Below are 21,083 nucleotides of genomic sequence, written 5' to 3'. Positions count from 1 at the left end.
ATAAACAGAATATAAACTATGAATAAACCCCAAACAAAGAACCTGGAGGAGTATAACCATCCACCTTAAAAAGTAAGCAGGAGTGCGCTAACACTCCTGCTGTTGGATGCCCGACACTTCCCTGCAAGGAACTACGGGCAGCTTGTTTCATTCGGTCTAGGAATTCAACAAACAATCAAATTTATGCAAAATAATTTTACCGTTTTGCTTACAGGCAACTTCGGGAAAGCGGGCAATTGTCTCTTTCGAAGATTGATCTGGAAGGTTATGAAAATCTCTTTAATACAGATAATTTTTGCCATTACACTCGCAGGAGTTTCACTGGCAAATACCTCTAAAGCACAGGAAATACTCGATAGGAAGGTTTCCTTAAGCCTCAATGGTGTAACGTTAAAGAAAGCATTGACAGAGCTTGAATCTGTTACTAATGTAAAATTTGTTTATAGTCGCAGTCACCTCAAACTTGACGAAAAAGTTACCCTCAATGCGGACAAGGAAACATTAGGTGCCATCTTGAACGAATTGCTCGTTCCCCGGCAAATTACATTCAAGGTTCAGGAGAAGAACGACTACATTGTTCTTACACCCAACGACGAAAAGGTCGGAACTTTAAATAGAGCTGAGGCTTCCATGGGTGAAGTTGCAAACTTTGCCGTTACCATTACAGGAAAAGTGAACGATAACCAGGGTTTTGGTCTTCCTGGTGTTAACGTTTTGGTAAAGGGTACTACCAATGGTACCACAACCGATTCTGATGGAAATTTCTCACTTGAAGTAGCAGATGCTAACGTTACTCTTGTGTTTTCCTTTATTGGTTATGCAACACAGGAGATGCCTTTAAATGGACAAACAACACTGAGCATAGTTCTTGTCGAGGATATCCAATCGCTCAATGAAGTGGTTGTAGTAGGTTATGGCACCCAGGAAAAGCGTGAAGTTACTGCTGCTATAGCACAAGTGTCAGGAACGGAGATTCTTAAAAGTTCAGCTATTTCAGTTTCTAACTCATTAGCTGGTAGGGTTCCTGGTCTTATTGTAAGTCAGGGAAATTCAGAACCCGGTCGTGATGATGCCAGCATCTTTGTACGTGGTGTAGGTACAACAGGAAACAGAGCTGCCTTGATCGTAGTTGATGGTGTAGCCAATCGCGATAACATTTCGCGCATAGACCCGAACGATATTGAATCCATCACGGTGTTGAAAGATGCCTCTGCTGCAATATATGGTGCGCAGGCTGCAAATGGTGTAATACTGATTACAACCAAAAGAGGCAAAACAGGGAAGCCCACAATCAACTACTCGTTCAATCAAGGTTTTGTTAGCCCAACGCGTAAGCTTGAACTTGCAGACGCAGCGCAGTATGCGAGAGGAGCAAACACGTGGAGTCAACAGCAAGGACAGCCAGCTATTTTTTCACCTCAGCAGATAGCAGATTATGAAAGCGGCGCGACACCAAGCACCAACTGGATTGATGAAGTGTACAAATCGTATTCACGACAGAATCGTCATAACATCTCTTTAAATGGTGGATCAGAGGCGGTCAGTTATTTCGTCTCTGCTGGTACAGCATTCCAAAACGGACTTATCACGGGTGATGATAAAACGGAATACAGACAGTATAACATCCGTTCTAACATTGATGCCAATGTTACTAAACGTCTGAAGGTCGGTTTAAGTCTCGCCGGAAGACGCGAAGACAGAAACTGGCTGCAATATGATGATAATACCATTTATTCAAATACCATACGAGCGCTTCCAACTATTCCTGCAACCGTGCAGGGATATCCTGCAGAAGGAAGACAAGGCTTTAACCCTTTGGCTATCGCGAAAGGTCCAGGCTATTTAAACCTTACGCGCAATGTGTTCAATGGTACACTATCGGGTGAATACAAGATTCCTGGTGTTGAAGGTTTGTCCATTGATGGTTTTGCTGCTATTGATGTAGTTCAGGACTTTCAAAAGCACTTTTTACAACAATATACCTTCTATCGAGAAGATAATAATGGAGGCGTAGAAGCCGTTCAAGGGGGACCTTCTCAGATAAATACTTTTCTTCGACAGGATTATTCCGGCTCGCAGTCTGTAACACTCAATAGCAAGATAAAGTATGACCGTACTTTTAATGATCATGCAATTAGTGCATTCCTGGGTGTTGAGAAGAATGAGACCAAGAGTAATAATTTTTACGCCCGTAGCGGAAACTACAAGTCAAGCCAGATCGATCAGCTTTTTGCCGGAGATCCTAATAATGACGTGATTGATGGAAGAGCCCTTGAGACGGCAAGACTTAGTTATTTCGGTCGCGTGAATTATACTTACCAGGATAAGTACATGGTGCAATTCCATTTTCGTCGTGACGGTTCGGCAAACTTTCCTTCTAATAAAAGATTCGGATTCTTCCCTGGTGTTTCAGCAGGTTGGAGAATTTCTGAAGAGTCTTTCCTTGCAGGAAACAATGTCATAAGCAATCTTAAACTTCGTGGCTCTTGGGGTAAAGTCGGTAACGACCAGTTTCCTGCCAATACGACTACGTTCTCGTACTACTTTCAGTATCTTGATAAATTCAGATACCCTTCAAGTCCATCCCGTTCAGGATATGTGTTTGATGGCATAGATGTAAGTGTATTAAATACGGACGTAGCCGCAAACCCTAACATTACCTGGGAAACGAAGAGCACACTCGACTTTGGTATAGATGCAGGGTTTTTTGAAGACCGCCTTGTGTTTGAGTTCGATGTTTTCTTTGAAAACAGAAAGAACGTACTCGGTCCTCGAAATTCTACTGTTCCAAATTATACGGGTATAATTCTTCCATTAGAGAACCTCCTTGAAATAGAGAACAAAGGGGTGGATGGCCAGATAACTTACCGAAATAAAATCGGTCAAGTTTCATTTAATATTGGTGCTAATATTACTGTCGCAAAGAACAACGTTGTCTTTGCAGACGAAAAGGATCTGTACGCTACCAAAGAACTACACGACAGGCTATCTCAGGAGGGCCACACTGTTGGCGCTCGTTTACTATATGATTATATCGGTGTGTATAGAACACAGGATGATCTGGATAGATATCCTACGTTTGCTAACACCACACCTCAGTTAGGTGATCCTATTTTCAGAGATTTAAACGGGGATAACGTAATTGACAGCCAGAATGATAGGATGAGGGTTAACAATACTGGTAACCAGGTAGGTGTACCCCAGGTTCAGTACGGTATTCCACTTGGACTTCAATTTAAGGCGTTTGACTTCACGGCGCTTTTCCAAGGTCAGGCTCGTTCATGGAAATTGCTCCGTTACACTTTCAACAGTGGTACAAACGGATTTGCTTACTTCCTTGAAAATGCATGGTCAGAAAGCAACCCTAATGGTGAGCTTCCTGCCTATAACAGAGGGAATACAGATGCACAGTTGAGCACATTATGGCTTCGTAACAATGCTTTTGTGCGTCTTAAGAACATTGAGGTAGGGTACACGCTCCCTGCAAGTCTTGTATCAAGAATTGGCATTCAGAAATTACGGATTTATTTCAATGGGTATAACCTGCTCACTTTTGATAAGCTTAAGAAAGATGGGTTGCCTGATCCTGAAAGCACGGATATCGAGGGATGGCAATTCCCCCATACCAAAAGCGTGAACTTTGGTTTGAACCTGACACTTTAAACGTTTTGTCTATGAAAACTAATTTCAAAGTATATATAACAATAGCATTAGCTACCGTTGCATTGTTGTGGTCTTGCTCGGATGACTTTTTAGAGAAGAAGCCGCTCGACAGCTTCAGCGAAGTTGATGTTTTTGCTGATCCAGCACTGCTGGGCGATTTCGTAAATGGAACATACCGCGGTGTACGGCATCCTTTTGATGATAGCGAGAACTCGTTGACTGATGGATTGACCGATAATGCCTTCAACCAGCATGGAAGTGCAGACGCTATTATAAAAGTTTACACACGCGGCGAAGTAAATCCGGATAACGGAGAAGGTGTCACTCGCCAACTCTGGAATTCTACATATGAGTATATTAAAAGAACGAATCTGTTCTTCGAGAAGATTGAAAACTCTTCTATTGAAGCTTCTAAACTCACACCATTAGAGGGTCAAATGCATTTTCTCAGGGCATTCTATTATTTCGAATTATTTCGTTGGTATGGAAATGTGCCCTTAATTACAAGAACATTTAACCTTACTGAAGAGTCGTTTGATGTTGAGACGAGTAGTGCAGACGAAATAGGGGCGTTTATTGTTCAGGAATGTGATCTTGCAATTTCTCAGCTTAATTCTTCATTAGATGCAGGTTACCAGAAGGGGCGTGCCTCGAAAGAGGTAGCGATGGCGTTAAAGGCACGTACACTCCTTTATCTTGCTAGCCCGTTGTTCAATCCTTCTAATGATCAGAATAAATGGATTGCTGCGAGGGATGCCAATAAAGCGGTGATGGAGTTACCACAATACAAGCTTGTTGACAATGCTACGGAGTATGGTGATATGTTCAGAGGTACGAACCAAGAAGAGGTGATCTGGGCTCGTTATTTTACAGCAGTTAATGATCAGGGTTGGGGCGTAAATACGTGGTTGTTTCCTAACAGTGAAGGTGGCTGGTCAACTACTACGCCTACCCAAAGCCTTGTAGACTCTTATGAAATTACTACTGGCGCCTTGCCAGAAGAAGAACCTACTTATGATCCTCAGAACCCCTATGTAAACAGAGATCCTCGCTTCTATCAATCCATATTATTTAATGGAGCTCCGTTTAAAGGCGCAACTTACGACCCATGGGTAGATAAGGCTGATCCATCCAATGCTAATAAAGCAGGAAAGGATTCGCCAAGCTCATCAAACTCTAAGCATAATGCATCTCGTACTGGGTATACCTTCCGGAAATGGGCTCTTGAATCAGAAAATTGGGATTCAGGAAATAAGGGACCCTGGATTATTTTCCGTCTAGGAGAATTTTACCTCAACTACGCTGAAGCTGAAATTGCTTTGGGTAATGAAGCTGATGCCCGTACAGCATTAAATGAAGTTCGTTCGCATAGGGGAATGCCTGCGGTAATTGAAACTGGAAACGCATTAATTGAAAAGTACCGCCGTGAAAGACGTGTCGAATTAGTCTTGGAAGACCACCGGTTCTTCGACATTAGACGATGGAAGATTGGTGCTGAAACCATCGGGCAGCCAGCGATGGGTGTCACTATCTATAAGAACGGAAATACCATGGAGTATGATTACAGTCGGGTAGCTGATAACACAAGGAAGTGGCATGATAAAATGTATTTGCTTCCTATCCCGGCAACGGAAATAGAAAGAAGTCATAATACGCTTACGCAAAATGATTTTTATAATAACTAAAGGAACTTACGTAGTAGTTTGGGGTTAATGGGTCCTGAAGGAGGCTTATGCCTCCTTCTTTTCTAATCAATAATGTCATGCATTGTCTCTTGCCCAACTTTTTTAAGACATTTTCAGCAGTTACTCTTGCGTTCTTGTGCTTGCAATGTTCGGAAAGGCATCAGTTTGAAGCAATGGACGAAACCCATACTGACTTATCATTCAGAAACGAGATCGTTGAAACCGAGGAGAATAATATCTTAACCTATGAGTACACCTATAACGGTGGAGGCATTGCTGTAGGGGATGTTAATAATGATGGCTTACCAGATATTTATTTTTCGGGAAATACTGTTCCTAACAAGTTATTTCTAAATAAAGGAGGATGGAAATTTAAGGATGTTACTCAGCTAGCGTCAGTTGCAGGTAGAAATGATTGGAAGACGGGTGTTACCTTCGTTGACATTAACGGAGATGGTTGGCTGGATATATACCAATGCTATTCTGGTAATGCACCAAAGGAAGGTTTTAACAGGCCTGTTATTGCTGATCATCCTAAACGTTCAAATCAGCTATTTATCAATGGAGGATGTGAACCGGGCGGAGTTCCTGTTTTTGTGGAACGCGCAAAAGATTTTGGCCTTGACGCTACCGGGACCTTTTCAACACAAGCATATTTTCTGGACTACGACCTTGATGGAGACCTCGACATGTTTCTGCTTAATCATGCAAATATGTTTTATCGGTCTACTGTTAACGTTAGTAAACTTAGAAATCTGAGGCACCCATACTTTGGAAACAAGCTCTATAAAAATGACAATGGAAAGTTTATTGAAATAAGTGAATCAGCAAACATCCATGGAAGTGGTCTTAACTTTGGATTGAGTGCTTCAATAGCTGATATTAATATCGATGGCTGGCCAGACATCTACGTAACAAACGATTATGATGAGCAGGATTTCTGCTACATCAACAATAGAAACGGCACATTCTCAGAAGTCTCCCACAAAATTTTTAATCATCTTTCTAAGTTTGCGATGGGTTCAGATGTTGCAGATATCAATAATGATGGCTTACCAGAGATTTTTGTTGCTGACATGCTTCCGGAAGACAACCGCCGCCAGAAGCTTTTAAAGGGAGGAGATGAATTTGATAAACATTCAATTTTTGTTGACAGCGGTTACCACCACCAGTATATGCGCAACACGCTTCAGCTGAATCGTGGATTTGATAGTGATACTTTACCACGCTTCAGTGAGATAGCGCAAATGTCAGGCTTATCAGCAACAGACTGGAGCTGGGCACCGTTGTTTGCTGATTTTGATAATGATGGATTAAAAGATCTTTTTGTAACAAACGGTTACTTACGGGATTACACCAATCTTGATTTCCAGAAGTATACCATTCATCAAGAGGTACAGAAAGCAAATGATAATAATCATCCACTTGACCTTCTTGCCTCTATTCAAAAAATACCTACAACAAAACTTAAGAATTATATTTTTAAAAATGATGATGGTATCCATTTTTCAAACGCCTCCGAACCATGGGGACTAGAGAAAGAGGCAATTTCTAATGCCGCTGCTTATGGCGATTTTGATAATGACGGTGATTACGACCTGGTCATCGGAAATCTCAATGATGATGTAACCATCCTGCAAAATCATCAGGATAAAATTCAAAAAAATAATTATATAAAGATACGGTTGATAGGGAAGGGAGCTAACACACAAGCGCTGGGATCAAAGATAGTCCTTTCGATAGATGACGGTATTAAGCTTACCCACGAAGTGTATTACACCCGTGGATATCAATCTTCAGTAGAACCAGTGTTAACGATTGGTACAGGTAATGCATCTCTTATAAATAGTGTCGAAGTTGTTTGGCCAGACCAGTCAGTTTCTGTACTTAACAATGTCAGCGCAAATCAAACGCTTACCCTTCATCAATCTGATGCAGTTCCTGAAAGAAAGATAACCATTCAGCTTAAAGAAAAACTGCTTACTGACATAACTGAAAAATCGCATGTGGGATTTACACATCAGGAAAATGTTTATGTCGATTTTAAACATCAGAAACTTCTTCCCTATCAGCTATCACGTTTGGGGGGAAAGCTTGCTATCGGAGATGTTAACAATGACGGTAATGATGATGTGTTTTTTGGTGGTGCGCACCGATCACAATCTAGATTGTTTCTGGGTATTGATGGAGGTGCGTTTCAGGAAGCACCAGGCAAACCTTGGGAAGCAGAACGATATTATGAAGATGTAGATGCAGCTTTCTTTGATGCGGATGGTGATCACAACGTTGACTTATATGTGCTAAGTGGAGGCAGTGAATTTGAGCTTGGTGATCCGCTTTACCAGGATCGTTTGTATAAGGGAGATGGAAAGGGCGGGTTTCAACGTTTGGGTGATGCCCTTCCCAACGAAACAGCAAGCGGAAGTTGTGTAATTGCTGCCGACTTCGACAAGGATGGAGATATCGATCTCTTTGTGGGCAATAGACTCGTTCCGGGTTTGTATCCTGCTTCACCTAAAAGTGTAATCTTACGAAACGATACAAAGGATGGAAAAATACTTTTTACTGATGTTACAAAGCAATACGCAGAGCCGTTGCTAAAAGCGGGGATGGTTACGAGTGCTGTGTGGGCTGACGTTAACAAAGATTCATGGCCTGATCTGGTACTGGTTGGGGATTGGATGCCCGTGAGAATTTTTCAGAACAATAATGGGAAAGGGTTTACAGAGATAACTAAGGATGAAGGCTTAGCAGATAGTAATGGTTGGTGGACAACTGTTTTTGCCGGAGATGTTGATAACGATGGTGACCTGGACCTCCTTGCTGGAAATGCAGGACGTAATATGCAGATTAAGGCGTCTTCGAAGGAACCGGTATCGCTTTATGCTCAGGATATTAACAACGATGCAAGTATAGAACCGGTGCTTTGCTATTTTAACCAAGGTAAGAGTTATCCCCTTCCGTCCAGGGATGAACTGCTCGAACAGGTACCAACACTAAAAAAACGATTTACGAGCTATGCGCTTTACGCGGATGCCACCATTAATGATATTGTTGGTGAACAGCATCTCGCCAAGTCTTTTGTTCTCCAGGCAAATACATTTGAGTCTGTGTGGCTGGAAAATAATGGACAAGGAAAATTTCAGATAAGGCCTTTGCCACCCATGGCACAGCTCTCGTGTTTACAAGGTTTTGTTCAAACCGATGTTGATGGTGATGCGATAGATGAAGTTCTTGCTGTCGGAAATTTTTATCCTTACCGTGTGCAATTAGGTCAGAGCGATGCTTCTAAGGGATTGCTTTTAAAATTCAGAGAAGGTAGTGTAACTGAATATAAAAGCGATCATTTGCTTTCGCTTTCAGGTGACATCCGCGACATCGGATTACTCAAGTCAAAAAACTCTCCTATAAGAATAGTAGTATCCAGGAATAACGATGCTGCCTCTGTTTATAAAGTGAAAGATGGATTTAAAAAATAGTGTTAATAAGTATCAATAGAAAAAGCATGATGAAAATCTCATTTGTAAAGAATCTCTTTTTTGGTATAATTCTATCAGGTAGTTTTCAACTGGTGTGCAGTGCACAATCATCTAAGGCAACAGCACCTGCTGCGGTACTTCCGGTACCAACAGATCAGCAGATGCAGTGGCATGAGATGGAGCTTAGTGCATTTATCCATTTCACGATCAATACGTTTACCGATAAAGAATGGGGATATGGTAATGAGAGTCCCGCGCTTTTTAATCCAACCGGTGTTGATGTCGATCAATGGGTAAGCACCTTGAAGAATGCCGGGTTTAAATGCGTAATTCTTACGGCTAAACATCACGATGGATTTTGTCTTTGGCCTACAAAGTATACAGAACACTCCATCAAAAATTCTCCCTACAAAAATGGAAAGGGAGATCTTGTAAAGGAAGTATCAGATGCATGCAAAAAGTATGGATTAAAGTTTGGAATCTATATGTCGCCGTGGGATAGAAACCGTGCAGACTATGGCCAACCATCCTACATAGAATATTACAGAAATCAGCTAAAAGAATTGTTTACAAACTACGGTCCTGTTTTTGAAATGTGGTTTGACGGGGCCAACGGAGGAGATGGGTATTATGGAGGTGCCAATGAAAAAAGAAGAATCAATGGTGCGAAATATTATGATTGGCCTGCAACATTGGAAATGGTACGATCAATACAACCCAATGTAATTTTCTTTAGTGACAGTGGCCCTGGTGTTAGATGGTGTGGCAATGAAACCGGTGTTATCAATGAAACAAACTGGAACAACATCACACCTGATACGCTCTACGCAGGAAAGCCCGGTATAGAGAATCTGCTTGCTACAGGTTCTGAGAACGGCACGCACTGGATTCCGGGTGAAGTAGATACTTCGATAAGACCAGGTTGGTTCTATCATGCAAAAGAAGATTCACTCGTAAAAACACCGCAGAAATTATTTGATATCTACCTGACTTCGGTAGGTCGAGGTTCAACACTTTTGCTAAATGTTCCGCCTGATCAACGCGGAGTATTTCATGAAAATGATGTCAAGTCTTTACAAGGTTTTCGCAAGATGATGAATAAGGAGTTTAGTAACAACCTTGCGAAGAAGGCAAAAGCAGATGCGACCAATTATCGGAGGAAATCAAAAAAATACGCTCCAGGCAATGTCACAGATCAAAATACCAGTACATATTGGGCAACTGATGATGATGTTACTACAGGTAGTGTGGTGATCAACTTAGGTTCTGAAAAGCAAGTAAAGTACGTAGTATTACAAGAGTACATCCGGTTAGGCCAACGTGTTAAATCGTTCAACATTGAGGTATGGAAGGATAAGGGCTGGCATACAATTGCCCAAGGTACTACCATGGGATATAAAAGAATTGTAAAGCTGGATGCTGTTACTACAGGCAAGATTCGCGTCAACATCACATCATCAAAGGCAAGTCCATTGCTGTCTAATGTAGAGGTCTATTAACATTTTAATTCATGAGAATTGCGTTGTGTTTCGCGATGGTAGTATTTGTATATGGAGCTATCGCGCAGAAAAGTGTTAAAAGTTTTGAGATAAAGGGAGGTCAGTTCCTCGTTGATGGTAAGCCGACTCAGATCCACTCGGGTGAGATGCATTATGCACGTATACCAAAAGAGTACTGGCGTCACAGAATGAAGATGGTAAAAGCAATGGGATTAAATGCTATTGCTACTTATGTATTTTGGAACTATCACAATACCGCACCCGGTGTGTGGGATTTTAAAACAGGAAATCGTGATCTTGCTGCCTATATTTCTATGGCCCGTGAAGAAGGGTTGTATGTTATTCTTCGTCCTGGACCTTATGCCTGTGCCGAGTGGGAATTCGGCGGATATCCCTGGTGGCTTCAGAAGAATAAAGATCTCGTGGTACGAACAAATAATAAAGCATTCCTTGATTCATGCCGTGTCTACATCAATAAACTCGCGAAAGAGGTAAAGCACTTGCAAGTAAGCAAGGGAGGTCCAATCATTATGGTGCAGGTGGAAAATGAATTTGGTTCTTATGTATCACAACGGAAAGATATTTCAAAAGAGGAACATAAGACCTATAACCTCGCCATAAAGGATATGTTGGTCAGTGCAGGTTTTGATGGTCCTTTTTTTACATCGGATGGAACATGGTTATTTGAGGGTGGATCACTGCCCAATGTTTTACCCACAGCCAACGGTGAAGGTAACGTTGATAATTTAAAAAACGCTGTTAATAAATATCACCAGGGTGTAGGACCTTATATGGTAGCTGAATTTTATCCCGGTTGGCTTGATCACTGGGCAGAACCATTTGTGCGGATTAACCATGAAGAGATTGTGAAACAAACGGAAGTTTATTTGAAGAACAACATCCATTTCAATTTCTATATGGTACATGGCGGGACCAATTTTGGATTTACATCAGGTGCTAACTATAACAATGAACACGACATCCAACCGGATATTACGAGTTATGATTATGATGCACCCATCAGTGAACCTGGCTGGGTAACGCCGAAATACCTGGCACTCCGCGATCTCTTAAAGAAGTATGTAAAATATGCTGTGCCTGAAATTCCGGAACGGATTCCTGTTATGGACCTGGGTGAGATAAAATTAACAAGGCAGGTTGACTTTTTCTCCTTAAAGAAAAATATGAAGCCCGTAGTTAACATGAACCCGCTTAGCTTTGAAGACCTGGGACAAGGACATGGTTATGTGCTGTATAGCAAAAAGTTTACACAACCCATTTCCGGAAAACTCAATGTTCCCGGACTACGTGATTATGCCTTGGTTTATATAGATGGTAAGAAAATTGGTGAGCTTAACAGGCAGGAAAATAAGTATACAATTGATGTTGATATTCCATTCAATAGCACACTTGACATACTCGTTGAAAACATGGGACGTATCAATTATGGCGCTGAAATTGTAAATAACACAAAAGGTATCATTGCTCCCGTTTCTATTGATGAATATGTAGTAAGTGGTGGTTGGGAAATGTATAGATTTCCTTTCGATAGAGTACCTGACCTTTCGAAAGCATTGGCAAGTAAACGACAAGGCATGCCAGCATTCTACTACGCTGAGTTTGAAACACAACAAACGGGAGATGTTTTTCTTGACATGGCTACTTGGGGAAAGGGAATTGTTTTTGTGAATGGGCATCACCTTGGAAGATATTGGAATGTAGGACCACAACAAACACTTTATCTCCCGGGATGCTGGCTTAAGAAAGGTAAAAACGAGATACTGATTTTTGAGCAGCAAAACGATATTATCCACGAGGCAATAAAGACGACAAAAGAACCAGTGCTGGAGGTTGTCTCTCCTAAGAATTAGAAAACAAAATGTATTTGAAAGTAAGAATGAATAAGATGATGCTTAATAGAAGAAGCAGGAAGAATCAACAAAGAAGTGTCGTAAGTGTTTCTGCCCTGTTCGTACTGGTTAGTATCTTTATTTTAAGCTCCTGTAAACAGGAAACACCTGTATCGGCTACCAGCCAAATAGCAATTATTCCACAGCCTGTAAAAACGGAAACTAAAAACGGATCTTTCGTAATTGATTCCGAAACCATACTTGAAGCTGTAGGGAGTGACGATGTTCGAAAAGTAGCGTTGTATTTAGAGGATATGGTATCTGCGGCATCAACTTTTGATCTGAAGATAGATACAGTAGGCAATGCTTCCGGGCCAAAAATTGTTCTTGAACAAAGCCTGAAGGGAAGTGAAGAAGGCTACGCTCTTAAAGTCAGTAGTGATGAAATCAGAATAACAGGCTCTACTGCGGCTGGTATATTCTACGGTGTTCAAACCCTTCGGCAACTCCTGCCCCCGGCCATCGAGAACAAAAGCAAGTCTGTTTCAAGCTGGCATGTTCCTGCTGTTGAAATAGAAGACAGTCCCGCCTACACATGGCGTGGTATGCATCTCGATGTATCACGACATTTCTTTTCCGTTGACTTTATTAAACGATTCATTGATCGGCTTGCATTGTACAAATTCAACAAACTCCACCTTCATCTTACCGATGATCAAGGCTGGCGATTACAGATCAAACGTTATCCTGAACTAACAGAGAAAGGCGCATGGCGCACATTGAACAACCAGGATTCTGTTTGTCTTGATCGTGCCAAGGATAATCCAGATTTTGCGCTTCCGGAAGAATTCTTTCAGATCAGAGAGGGAAAGAAAATGTATGGAGGTTTTTACACCCAGGAAGAGATGAAAGAAGTGATCGCGTATGCCAGTGAAAGGCAGATTACGATTGTGCCTGAAATCGATATGCCCGGTCATATGAATGCAGCCATTTTGGCTAACCCCGCGCTCACCTGTGTAGATAAAAGCGGTTGGGGCAAGCTCTTTACCATTCCGTTATGTCCTTGTGAGGAAACAACATATACGTTTGTTGAAGATGTATTGAAGGAGGTAGCAGCGCTCTTTCCGGGAGAATTTATTCATATCGGTGCGGATGAAGTAGATGAAACTTCGTGGTTGAAATCTTCTGCATGCCAGTCCTTAATGAAAGCAAACGGATATAAGACCACTAAGGAGTTACATGGCTATTTTGTAAACCGTGTAAACCGTATTGTGAAGTCATTAGGGAAAAAAGCTATTGGGTGGGACGAGATTCTTGACAGTGGTTTAGCAGACACATCAGTCACAGTAATGTACTGGAGAGCCTGGGTTAAAGATGCGCCACAACAGGCAGTGTCAAGAGGCCACCAACTTATCATGAGCCCGGTTTCTCACCACTATTTTGATTATGAGCCCGATAATTCAACCTTGAAGCGTGTTTATGATTTTAATCCTGTGGCAGGACTGGATGCCTCTAACACCGTTGTTGGTATGCAGGCAAATATCTGGACGGAATATATCCCTACCGTTGCCCGGCTTGACTATCTGACCATGCCCAGGATGATTGCACTGGCAGAAAATGGATGGAGTAAAACGAAAGATTGGAATGACTTCAGTAAGCGGATGTCTCATCACTATGCAAGGCTTGATACACTAAACATTCATTACCGATTACCTGATATTACAGATATACGCGAGCAACGTGTATTCATTGATACCGCTAAAATAGCGCTTACAGTTCCTGCTGGGGTTACCGCTGTACATTACACCACCGACGGAACACAACCAACTGAAAAATCAAGTCGATATACTGAGCCATTTGGTATTGATTCTTCCATGACGCTTAAGCTACTAACAGTAGGCTTTGGTGGCAGAAGAGGTAATGCGTATACAGTACGTTATGAAAAGCAAGCATATCTCGATGCCGTTGCGGCATCAGGTACCAAAGCAGGTTTGCATTGCCGTTACTATGAAGGAGAATATAACTCAGTATCTAAAATATCGGATAAGGATTTGAAGAAAGAATCTTTGATCCATAAAATAGTGTTCCCTTCTTTTGTTCGTTCAAACGTATTTGCACTGGAGTACACTGGACTGATTGAAGTTCCGTCCGATGGTATTTATACATTCTATTTATCTTCTGACGACGGAAGCACATTGCAGATTGGCGATCGCATGGTGGTCAACCATGATGGTTATCATGGCAATGTTGAGAAAAGCGGTCAGGTGGCGCTAAGGAGAGGTCTGCATCCATTCCTTCTCCGTTATTTTGATGGTGGTGGCGGTAATGACCTGCAGCTTTTGTATGAAGGTCCTGCAATTGAAAAACAACCCATACCTGAAAGTGCCTTCCGTGTTATAGCAAAGTAGGTATACTCAGTTGATTACTATATTTGAGCAAACGTTAATCCATTCGTCATGAGATGTTGTATTGTATTTTTCCTGGTTTTGGTATTGTTCTTTAGCTGTGATAACAATCAGCGTATTGTGACTACTGCACGTGATTCTGTGCAGCACCTGACACAGTATGTTGATCCTTATATCGGAAGCAGTTTTCACGGTCACGTGTTTGTAGGAGCTAGCGTGCCATTCGGAGCAGTACAGCTTGGACCAACACAACTTTCTGAAGGATGGGATTGGTGCTCCGGTTATCATTATTCAGATTCTGTGATTATTGGTTTTTCTCATACACACCTGAGCGGAACGGGTATCGGGGATTTGGGCGATATCATGCTGATGCCGGCAACAGGTGAATTTCGTTTTACAAAAGGAACTGTTGAGAAACCCGAAAGTGGATTTGGATCGAAATTTACTCATGATGAGGAAAAGGTAAAACCAGGATACTACAGCGTGGTGTTAAAGCGATACGGCATCGAGGTGGAACTTACGTCTTCAACAAGGGTAGGTTTTCATCGTTACAAATTTACAAACACAGATGACGCTTATGTTCTCATTGATCTCAGGCAAGGCATTGGTTGGGATGCTCCGTATGAAACTCACATGGAATTTGTGAATGATTCCACGCTTACCGGTTACAGATATTCTAAAGGCTGGGCTGAAGATCAACGGATCTTTTTCTCCGCAGTATTTTCAAAGCCCATCAGGGAATTTTCTGTAGCGCACGATGGAAAAATTATCAATGAGAAATCATCAACAGGAAAAGATATCAAAGGGTATGTACGTTTTGATAAGGCTGCAAAGGAAGTGCTGGTGAAGGTGGGTATCTCGCCTGTAAGCGTAGAGAATGCCATGATGAATATAACTGCAGAAATTCCGCATTGGGATTTTGATAAAGTGGTTGAAGATGCAGACAGTTTATGGAATAAGGAGCTTAACAAGGTTCAGGTTAATGCAGACAAGCATACACTTCGCAATTTCTATACGGCCCTGTACCATACCATGATTGCCCCATCCGTTTTCAATGACGTGAATGGAGACTATCGGGGATCAGACAAAAAGATATACAACGATACAACCTTCACCAACCTCACCACCTTTTCATTGTGGGATACGTACCGGTCTGCCCATTCACTGCATACCATTCTTAATCCGGAACGTGTAAACGATATGGTTAATACGATGCTCAGAATATATGAGCAACAAGGAAAGCTTCCTGTATGGCACCTGATGGGTAACGAAACAAACACGATGCCGGGCAACAGTGCATTTCCTGTAATTGCCGATGCGGTATTAAAAGGCTTCAACGGTTTTGATGCAAATGCTGCATTGGAAGCCATGAAAGCTTCTGCGCTCCTGGACGAGCGAGGATTAAAGTATGTAAGGGAGAAGGGATACATACCTGCTGACCTGGAAGTAGAAAGTGTTGCTAAAGGACTTGAGTACGCCATCGATGATTGGTGTATAGCACAGGTAGCCAAAAAGCTTGGTCGGGAAGATGACTACACGCTCTTTAGTAAACGTGCGAAATACTACAGGAATTATTTTGATCCTGAAACACGCTTTGTAAGGGGAAGGATCTCTGATGACAAATGGCGTACGCCATTCAGTCCTTTCATTGTAAAGCACATGAAAGATGATTTTGCCGAAGGTAATGCATGGCAATATACCTGGCTTGTTCCGCAGGATGTAGAAGGATTAATGGAGTTGCTGGGCGGAGAACAACGTTTTATTGAAAAGCTTGATTCACTGTTTATTGTGAAAGGAGATCTTGGTAAGGAGGCATCGGCGGATATAACAGGGCTTATCGGTCAGTATGCACATGGCAATGAGCCAAGTCACCATATAACCTATCTCTATGGATACACACAACAACCGTGGAAGACTGCACCTAAGGTTCGGTATATACTGGACAGTCTTTACAGTGATAAACCGGATGGTCTTTGCGGCAACGAAGATGTTGGTCAGATGTCTGCATGGTACGTGTTTTCAGCATTAGGATTTTATCCTGCTAATCCTGCCAACGGCATGTATGTGTTTGGTAGTCCAGCAATAGAAAACGCACGTCTTCAGGTCGGTGTCAACAACTACTTTGATATTAAAGTAAAAAATAATTCTGCTGCCAACATCTATATTCAACGGATCTCGCTTAACGGAAAACCATATAACAAGACCTGGTTACCATATACGGATATCATGAAAGGTGGTACCCTGGAAATTGAGATGGGAGAGGAGCCAAACAAACAGTGGGGCACCGAGAAGGCGTTTTCCGGATCTTTATAGTTCTCGAATCAAAAGAACGTTTGCCGAGAATTGCACATCTGTGGATTAAACAATAAATAGTTCCCCGCAACAAATTGTCGCGCCAAGGAAGTGATAGCAAAGTAATTTTTAAAGCTTAGACGGTAGTGACATTGTCTCATGTTACTACCGTTTTTTTTGCAACAGACGAATTATTGATCCTCGTCTTCACCTCACTTCAAAATAGGAACATCGTTGGTCTGGTGTTCCTGTATCAGAAAGAAACAGTTTTAGCCCCGGCCTTCGTACTTCGCCTTTAACCATCGGATAAATTGGCCCCACCATCTTTTTATACAATGCGTAATGAAATCACCCAGGATTTTAAAGACGAGACAGACCAGTCCACCCGTAATGGCTTGCGCGGCGTAGTCAATGGCATGATGGAGGTCGAACTTCACCAGGAAGTTGAACATGACCCCAAAAAGGAAGGCAATCCAATTGCCTGCCCCGTTGCTATGATTTATTTGTGTTTCCATAGGCTAAAGGTGTAACGGGGCGACTGCTCTGGTTAACGGTTTTAAATGAGTGCAAGAGATTGTAAGGGGATACGGAGGAATTTAAAGGACTTGTGTGCAAGTCTTATTACCAGTCAGAATTTAAGCCATTGGAAAAACGGGTGCACCAAGGTATAACCGTTAGAAGAACTGACCCTCACAGCAAACAAAAATTGAACTCCACAACAAAACGGAAACGGTGATTGAATGTTGAGCTTTGCATCATTATGAATATCAAAGTTATGTGGATACACGATAATATTCCTGATCTGTCAGGAAAGACTGCTATTGTAACAGGTGCCAATACCGGCATTGGATACGAAACAGCCAAAGCATTATATGTAGCCGGGGCAGATGTAATTATTGCTGCGCGGGATTTGCAAAGAGCGAAGGATGCTAAGGAAAAAATGATCGCTGAAGTAAAGGGACGAGGCTCTTTGGAAATACAACTACTCAACCTCGCCAGTCTCAGTCAAATTAAAACGTTCTCTCAAACTATCCAAGAGAAGTATCCACAAGTGGATATTCTTATTAACAATGCCGGGGTGATGATTCCTCCGCCCGCAAAAACGGATGATGGATTTGAATTGCAATTTGGGGTAAACTTTATCGGACATTTTGCCCTTACGGGAAATCTTTTCGGGGCGCTTAAAAGGTCAGATGCTGCGCGGGTGGTAACGCTTTCAAGTGGCGCAGCCATTCGTGCATCTGGTATTGACTTCAACAACCTGAGGCTCGAAAAATCCTATGATGCATGGCGTGAATATGCAGTAAGCAAGCTGGCCGATATCCTGTTCACCTATGCGTTAGATCGCAAACTGAAAGCAGCCAACTTTAACATGATCTCCGCTGCGGCCCATCCAGGTGTTACGCGTACCGATCTGCAACGACACATCCCCGCGGAAGAGCTGAAGGGTTTGTTCGCACAATTTGATGAAGTAATGGAGCCCTGGCAAGGTGCATTACCAACGTTGTTTGCCGCTACTGATCCGAATGCAAGCGGGGGCGTATTTTATGGGCCCGATGGTGATAAAGAGTATACTGGTTACCCGGCACCCTCCAGGCATAGTACTCCTGCCATGAACGATCCTGTATTGGCAAAGCAACTGTGGGACTATGCGGAGGAGGTTACACAAGTAAAATTCAATTTTTAATGGAAGATATATGATGAACCAAAAAACTGTATTGGTAACCGGGGGAACAGGATTTCTGGCTGTCCATACCATACTGCAATTATTACAACAAGGCTTTACTGTAAAGACCACACTTCGCTCATTAAGCCGGAAAGATGAAATACTGAATGCACTACGTCAGGGAGGTATAATCGATTTCAGCAACCTTTCTTTTTATGAAGCAGATTTGCTGTCGGATGAGGGTTGGGATGAAGCCGCACGTGGTTGTGACTATGTATTGCACCTGGCCTCACCCTTCGTCGCCGACGAACCGAAAGATGAAAACGAACTGATCATTCCTGCATGCGATGGTGCTTTGCGTGCATTAAGGGCGGCAAAAGAAGCCGGAGTAAAACGTTCGTGCTTACCTCTTCCTTTGCAGCCATTGGTTATAGTATTGATCCTGAAAATCATATTTACACGGAAGATGACTGGACGGATGAAAGGGCACCTATCCAGGCGTATATCAAATCCAAAACCATAGCAGAAAAAGCAGCGTGGAATTTTATAAAGACCGAAGGGGGAGCTATGGAGTTTACGGTTATCAATCCGGTCGGGATCTTCGGGCCGTGCCTGGGAAACATATCTTCGGCGTCCGTTGATACTGTTGTCAAGGGAATTATCGATGGGGTAATCAAAGACAATGCACCATTCACTTTTGGCGTAGTAGACGTGCGCGATGTAGCTGATATTCACATCAAAGCCATGCTGCATCCCAAAGCGAATGGTGAGCGCTTCCTCGCTACCTCCGAAGGCGCCATGAGTTTTTATGATGTAGCCGAGTTGATTAAAAAAGAGCGTCCTGAATGTGCCGGGAAAATAGCATCCATGCAACCGACCCCCATTGAAAAATATGTTGTGTTGTCTAACAGGAAGGCCGTTGAAACGTTAAACTGGCATCCCAGGAAGAAGGAGGAAGCAATACTTGCCAGCGTTGACAGTTGCCAATTGCAAAACCATTAAATTTAGGATCCTCAATTAGATTTCAGATTCTACTTGTGTTCAGTATTTTATGAAGGTAAACAATATTCAATCTTGTCACCTTGGTCCGGAAATATCGCCCGAACAGTTTATACCTGAACATTTTTTCATGTATTTGCTGAAAGGTTCAATGACGGCCTATGATGGGAACAAACATTATTCTTTAAAACCGGGTGATTATTATATCGCCCGGAAAAACTACCTCATCAGGTACACAAAGTACAAGGAAGATGACCAGTTTGAAAAAATCATCATCACACTGGATGAAGCATTCCTCAAAGAATTTCAGGAGCGTCATCCGTATGTAGCTTCATCAACAGACAACAATGATTCATTCTTGTTTTTGAAGGAGAACCGGTTATTCAAGAGTTATGTCCAATCGCTTGAACCTTATTACATGGGCGATTTGCAGATTGATGAAACGTTCTCGGATATCAAACGGGAAGAACTCATGCTGATTATTTTGAAATCAGAGCCTTGGCTGTCTGGTATTCTGTTCAATTTCAGCACCCCGGAGAAAATTGACATCAAGGCATTCATGAACCGCAGCTTTCGTTTCAATGTAAGCCTGGAACGTTTTGCGTTTATGACCGGAAGAAGTTTGTCATCCTTTAAAAGGGATTTTGTGCAAGCATTCGGGATTCCACCAGGTTGCTGGCTAAAAAAGAAACGCCTGGATGAAGCTTTCTTTCAGATTAGTAAACAAAACCAAAAGCCAAGTGATGTGTACCTGGAAGTAGGCTTCGAGGATTTGTCCCATTTTTCATTCGCCTTCAAAAAGGAATTTGGAAAAACCCCTTCAGAGGTTGCTGTCGAATCTAAGGTTCAACAATAGCCTGTACTATGGATATGCTTTATAATGAATGTAAAGAAGCTTTAACTCAGCGTTCATCGGCAATGTAGATAGATGGGAAGCCTAATTTTCCGAAGATAATTTCTACCTGGCGTGTGCTATAGAAGTGCCCGTTCTTGCTACCGATCTCTTCCTCAAAAGGTTTCAGCCACTTCTGGAAGGTAAGCCACGACACACCATAAAGCGCAGCAAGCTCTTTGTGCGTATAGGGTCTGATCACTATTCCATGGTGTTTATTCATCCGTATGCGTTATAAAAGTGTGAAATGAATTTAATGCTTACTTCCCTCCACCTGAACGGTTGTGTAAGATTCTGAAGGAATTCGAATGAATCTTCACGGATTTAAATGAACTGCTACACGTGACGTTGCCGTCATGGCAGGTTGTAAAATCCTGGCAAGGTTGAAATTCGTGAGAGTTTATTTACATTGAATGTTGAGAGCCCATCTATGTACCTGTACTTCGTGTGCAGTGTACGTTGATGGGCTTTTTGTTTAACAGGAGCTATCATTATAGGATAGTTTGATTTATGCGAAACGGATTTTGTTTTATGCAATTCTGACATGTATGTGCTTTGAAAGAACATTATTGACCTCCAGGGAGCATGGTCCCATCACCCATCAGCCCCTCACCGGATTTTACCTGTCGCTTATCCACATCTCCGAGCCCACG

At 42.2% G+C, this 21,083-nt stretch carries 11 protein-coding genes and 1 pseudogene; 10 read left to right on the top strand and 2 right to left on the bottom strand.

Translation table 11 applies throughout. The features are described from left to right. Nucleotides 1-183: 183 nt before the first annotated feature. The 7 genes from KK060_RS12330 (at nt 184) to KK060_RS12300 (ending at nt 16,894) form a co-directional block, all read left to right on the top strand. Nucleotides 184-3,663: a SusC/RagA family TonB-linked outer membrane protein gene (locus tag KK060_RS12330; protein ID WP_254154041.1), complete on the top strand. Its 3,480-nt coding sequence runs from the start codon at nt 184-186 to the stop codon at nt 3,661-3,663. A gap of 11 nt (nt 3,664-3,674) precedes the next feature. Next, a complete protein-coding gene (locus tag KK060_RS12325) occupies nt 3,675-5,348 on the top strand; it encodes a RagB/SusD family nutrient uptake outer membrane protein (RefSeq protein ID WP_254154040.1) in 1,674 nt (557 codons plus the stop codon). Nucleotides 5,349-5,521: 173 nt separating this feature from the next. Further along, the gene (locus KK060_RS12320; protein ID WP_254154039.1) at nt 5,522-8,827 is read left to right on the top strand and encodes a VCBS repeat-containing protein; all 3,306 of its coding nucleotides are present in this window, start codon (nt 5,522-5,524) and stop codon (nt 8,825-8,827) included. A gap of 26 nt (nt 8,828-8,853) precedes the next feature. After that, nucleotides 8,854-10,326 carry an alpha-L-fucosidase gene (locus KK060_RS12315; RefSeq protein ID WP_254154038.1) on the top strand — a complete coding sequence of 491 codons (1,473 nt, stop codon included), beginning with the start codon at nt 8,854-8,856 and terminating at the stop codon, nt 10,324-10,326. A gap of 11 nt (nt 10,327-10,337) precedes the next feature. Next, on the top strand, nt 10,338-12,197 hold the full coding sequence (locus KK060_RS12310; protein ID WP_254154037.1) for a glycoside hydrolase family 35 protein: 1,860 nt from the start codon (nt 10,338-10,340) through the stop codon (nt 12,195-12,197). 8 nt (nt 12,198-12,205) lie between these two features. Beyond that, on the top strand, nt 12,206-14,584 hold the full coding sequence (locus KK060_RS12305; RefSeq protein WP_254154036.1) for a family 20 glycosylhydrolase: 2,379 nt from the start codon (nt 12,206-12,208) through the stop codon (nt 14,582-14,584). A 48-nt stretch (nt 14,585-14,632) separates the two neighbouring features. Beyond that, entirely contained in the window at nt 14,633-16,894 is a 2,262-nt protein-coding gene (locus KK060_RS12300) for a GH92 family glycosyl hydrolase (RefSeq protein ID WP_254154035.1), read from the top strand. 248 nt (nt 16,895-17,142) lie between these two features. On the opposite strand, the gene KK060_RS12295 is transcribed toward KK060_RS12300, so the two are convergent. Beyond that, nucleotides 17,143-17,388: a hypothetical protein gene (locus KK060_RS12295; RefSeq protein WP_254154034.1), complete on the bottom strand. Its 246-nt coding sequence runs from the start codon at nt 17,386-17,388 to the stop codon at nt 17,143-17,145. Nucleotides 17,389-17,633: 245 nt separating this feature from the next. On the opposite strand from KK060_RS12295, the gene KK060_RS12290 reads away from it, so the two are divergent. From KK060_RS12290 to KK060_RS12275, 3 genes and pseudogenes are all read left to right on the top strand, one after another. After that, nucleotides 17,634-18,560, top strand: coding sequence for an oxidoreductase (locus KK060_RS12290; protein WP_254154033.1), 927 nt, complete (start codon nt 17,634-17,636; stop codon nt 18,558-18,560). Between the two features lie 10 nt (nt 18,561-18,570). After that, nucleotides 18,571-19,541, top strand: a pseudogene (locus KK060_RS12280) (SDR family oxidoreductase). A 49-nt stretch (nt 19,542-19,590) separates the two neighbouring features. Further along, the gene (locus tag KK060_RS12275; RefSeq protein ID WP_254154031.1) at nt 19,591-20,394 is read left to right on the top strand and encodes a helix-turn-helix domain-containing protein; all 804 of its coding nucleotides are present in this window, start codon (nt 19,591-19,593) and stop codon (nt 20,392-20,394) included. A 46-nt stretch (nt 20,395-20,440) separates the two neighbouring features. On the opposite strand, the gene KK060_RS12270 is transcribed toward KK060_RS12275, so the two are convergent. Continuing rightward, the gene (locus KK060_RS12270) at nt 20,441-20,653 is read right to left on the bottom strand and encodes a DUF4248 domain-containing protein (RefSeq protein WP_254154030.1); all 213 of its coding nucleotides are present in this window, start codon (nt 20,651-20,653) and stop codon (nt 20,441-20,443) included. Nucleotides 20,654-21,083: the final 430 nt, after the last annotated feature.

This window comes from Chryseosolibacter indicum, assembly GCF_018598585.1.
GTDB classification, from domain to species: domain Bacteria; phylum Bacteroidota; class Bacteroidia; order Cytophagales; family Cyclobacteriaceae; genus Chryseosolibacter; species Chryseosolibacter indicus.
This window is presented reverse-complemented; position numbering and strand designations above follow the sequence as displayed.

Coding starts and splice junctions, on each gene's coding strand:
- KK060_RS12330 (WP_254154041.1), top strand. CDS start 184: ATGCAAAATAATTTTACCGTTTTGCTTACAGGCAACTTCGGGAAAGCG.
- KK060_RS12300 (WP_254154035.1), top strand. CDS start 14,633: ATGAGATGTTGTATTGTATTTTTCCTGGTTTTGGTATTGTTCTTTAGC.
- KK060_RS12325 (WP_254154040.1), top strand. CDS start 3,675: ATGAAAACTAATTTCAAAGTATATATAACAATAGCATTAGCTACCGTT.
- KK060_RS12310 (WP_254154037.1), top strand. CDS start 10,338: ATGAGAATTGCGTTGTGTTTCGCGATGGTAGTATTTGTATATGGAGCT.
- KK060_RS12305 (WP_254154036.1), top strand. CDS start 12,206: ATGTATTTGAAAGTAAGAATGAATAAGATGATGCTTAATAGAAGAAGC.
- KK060_RS12320 (WP_254154039.1), top strand. CDS start 5,522: ATGGACGAAACCCATACTGACTTATCATTCAGAAACGAGATCGTTGAA.
- KK060_RS12315 (WP_254154038.1), top strand. CDS start 8,854: ATGATGAAAATCTCATTTGTAAAGAATCTCTTTTTTGGTATAATTCTA.
- KK060_RS12270 (WP_254154030.1), bottom strand. CDS start 20,653: ATGAATAAACACCATGGAATAGTGATCAGACCCTATACGCACAAAGAG.
- KK060_RS12295 (WP_254154034.1), bottom strand. CDS start 17,388: ATGGAAACACAAATAAATCATAGCAACGGGGCAGGCAATTGGATTGCC.
- KK060_RS12275 (WP_254154031.1), top strand. CDS start 19,591: ATGAAGGTAAACAATATTCAATCTTGTCACCTTGGTCCGGAAATATCG.
- KK060_RS12290 (WP_254154033.1), top strand. CDS start 17,634: ATGAATATCAAAGTTATGTGGATACACGATAATATTCCTGATCTGTCA.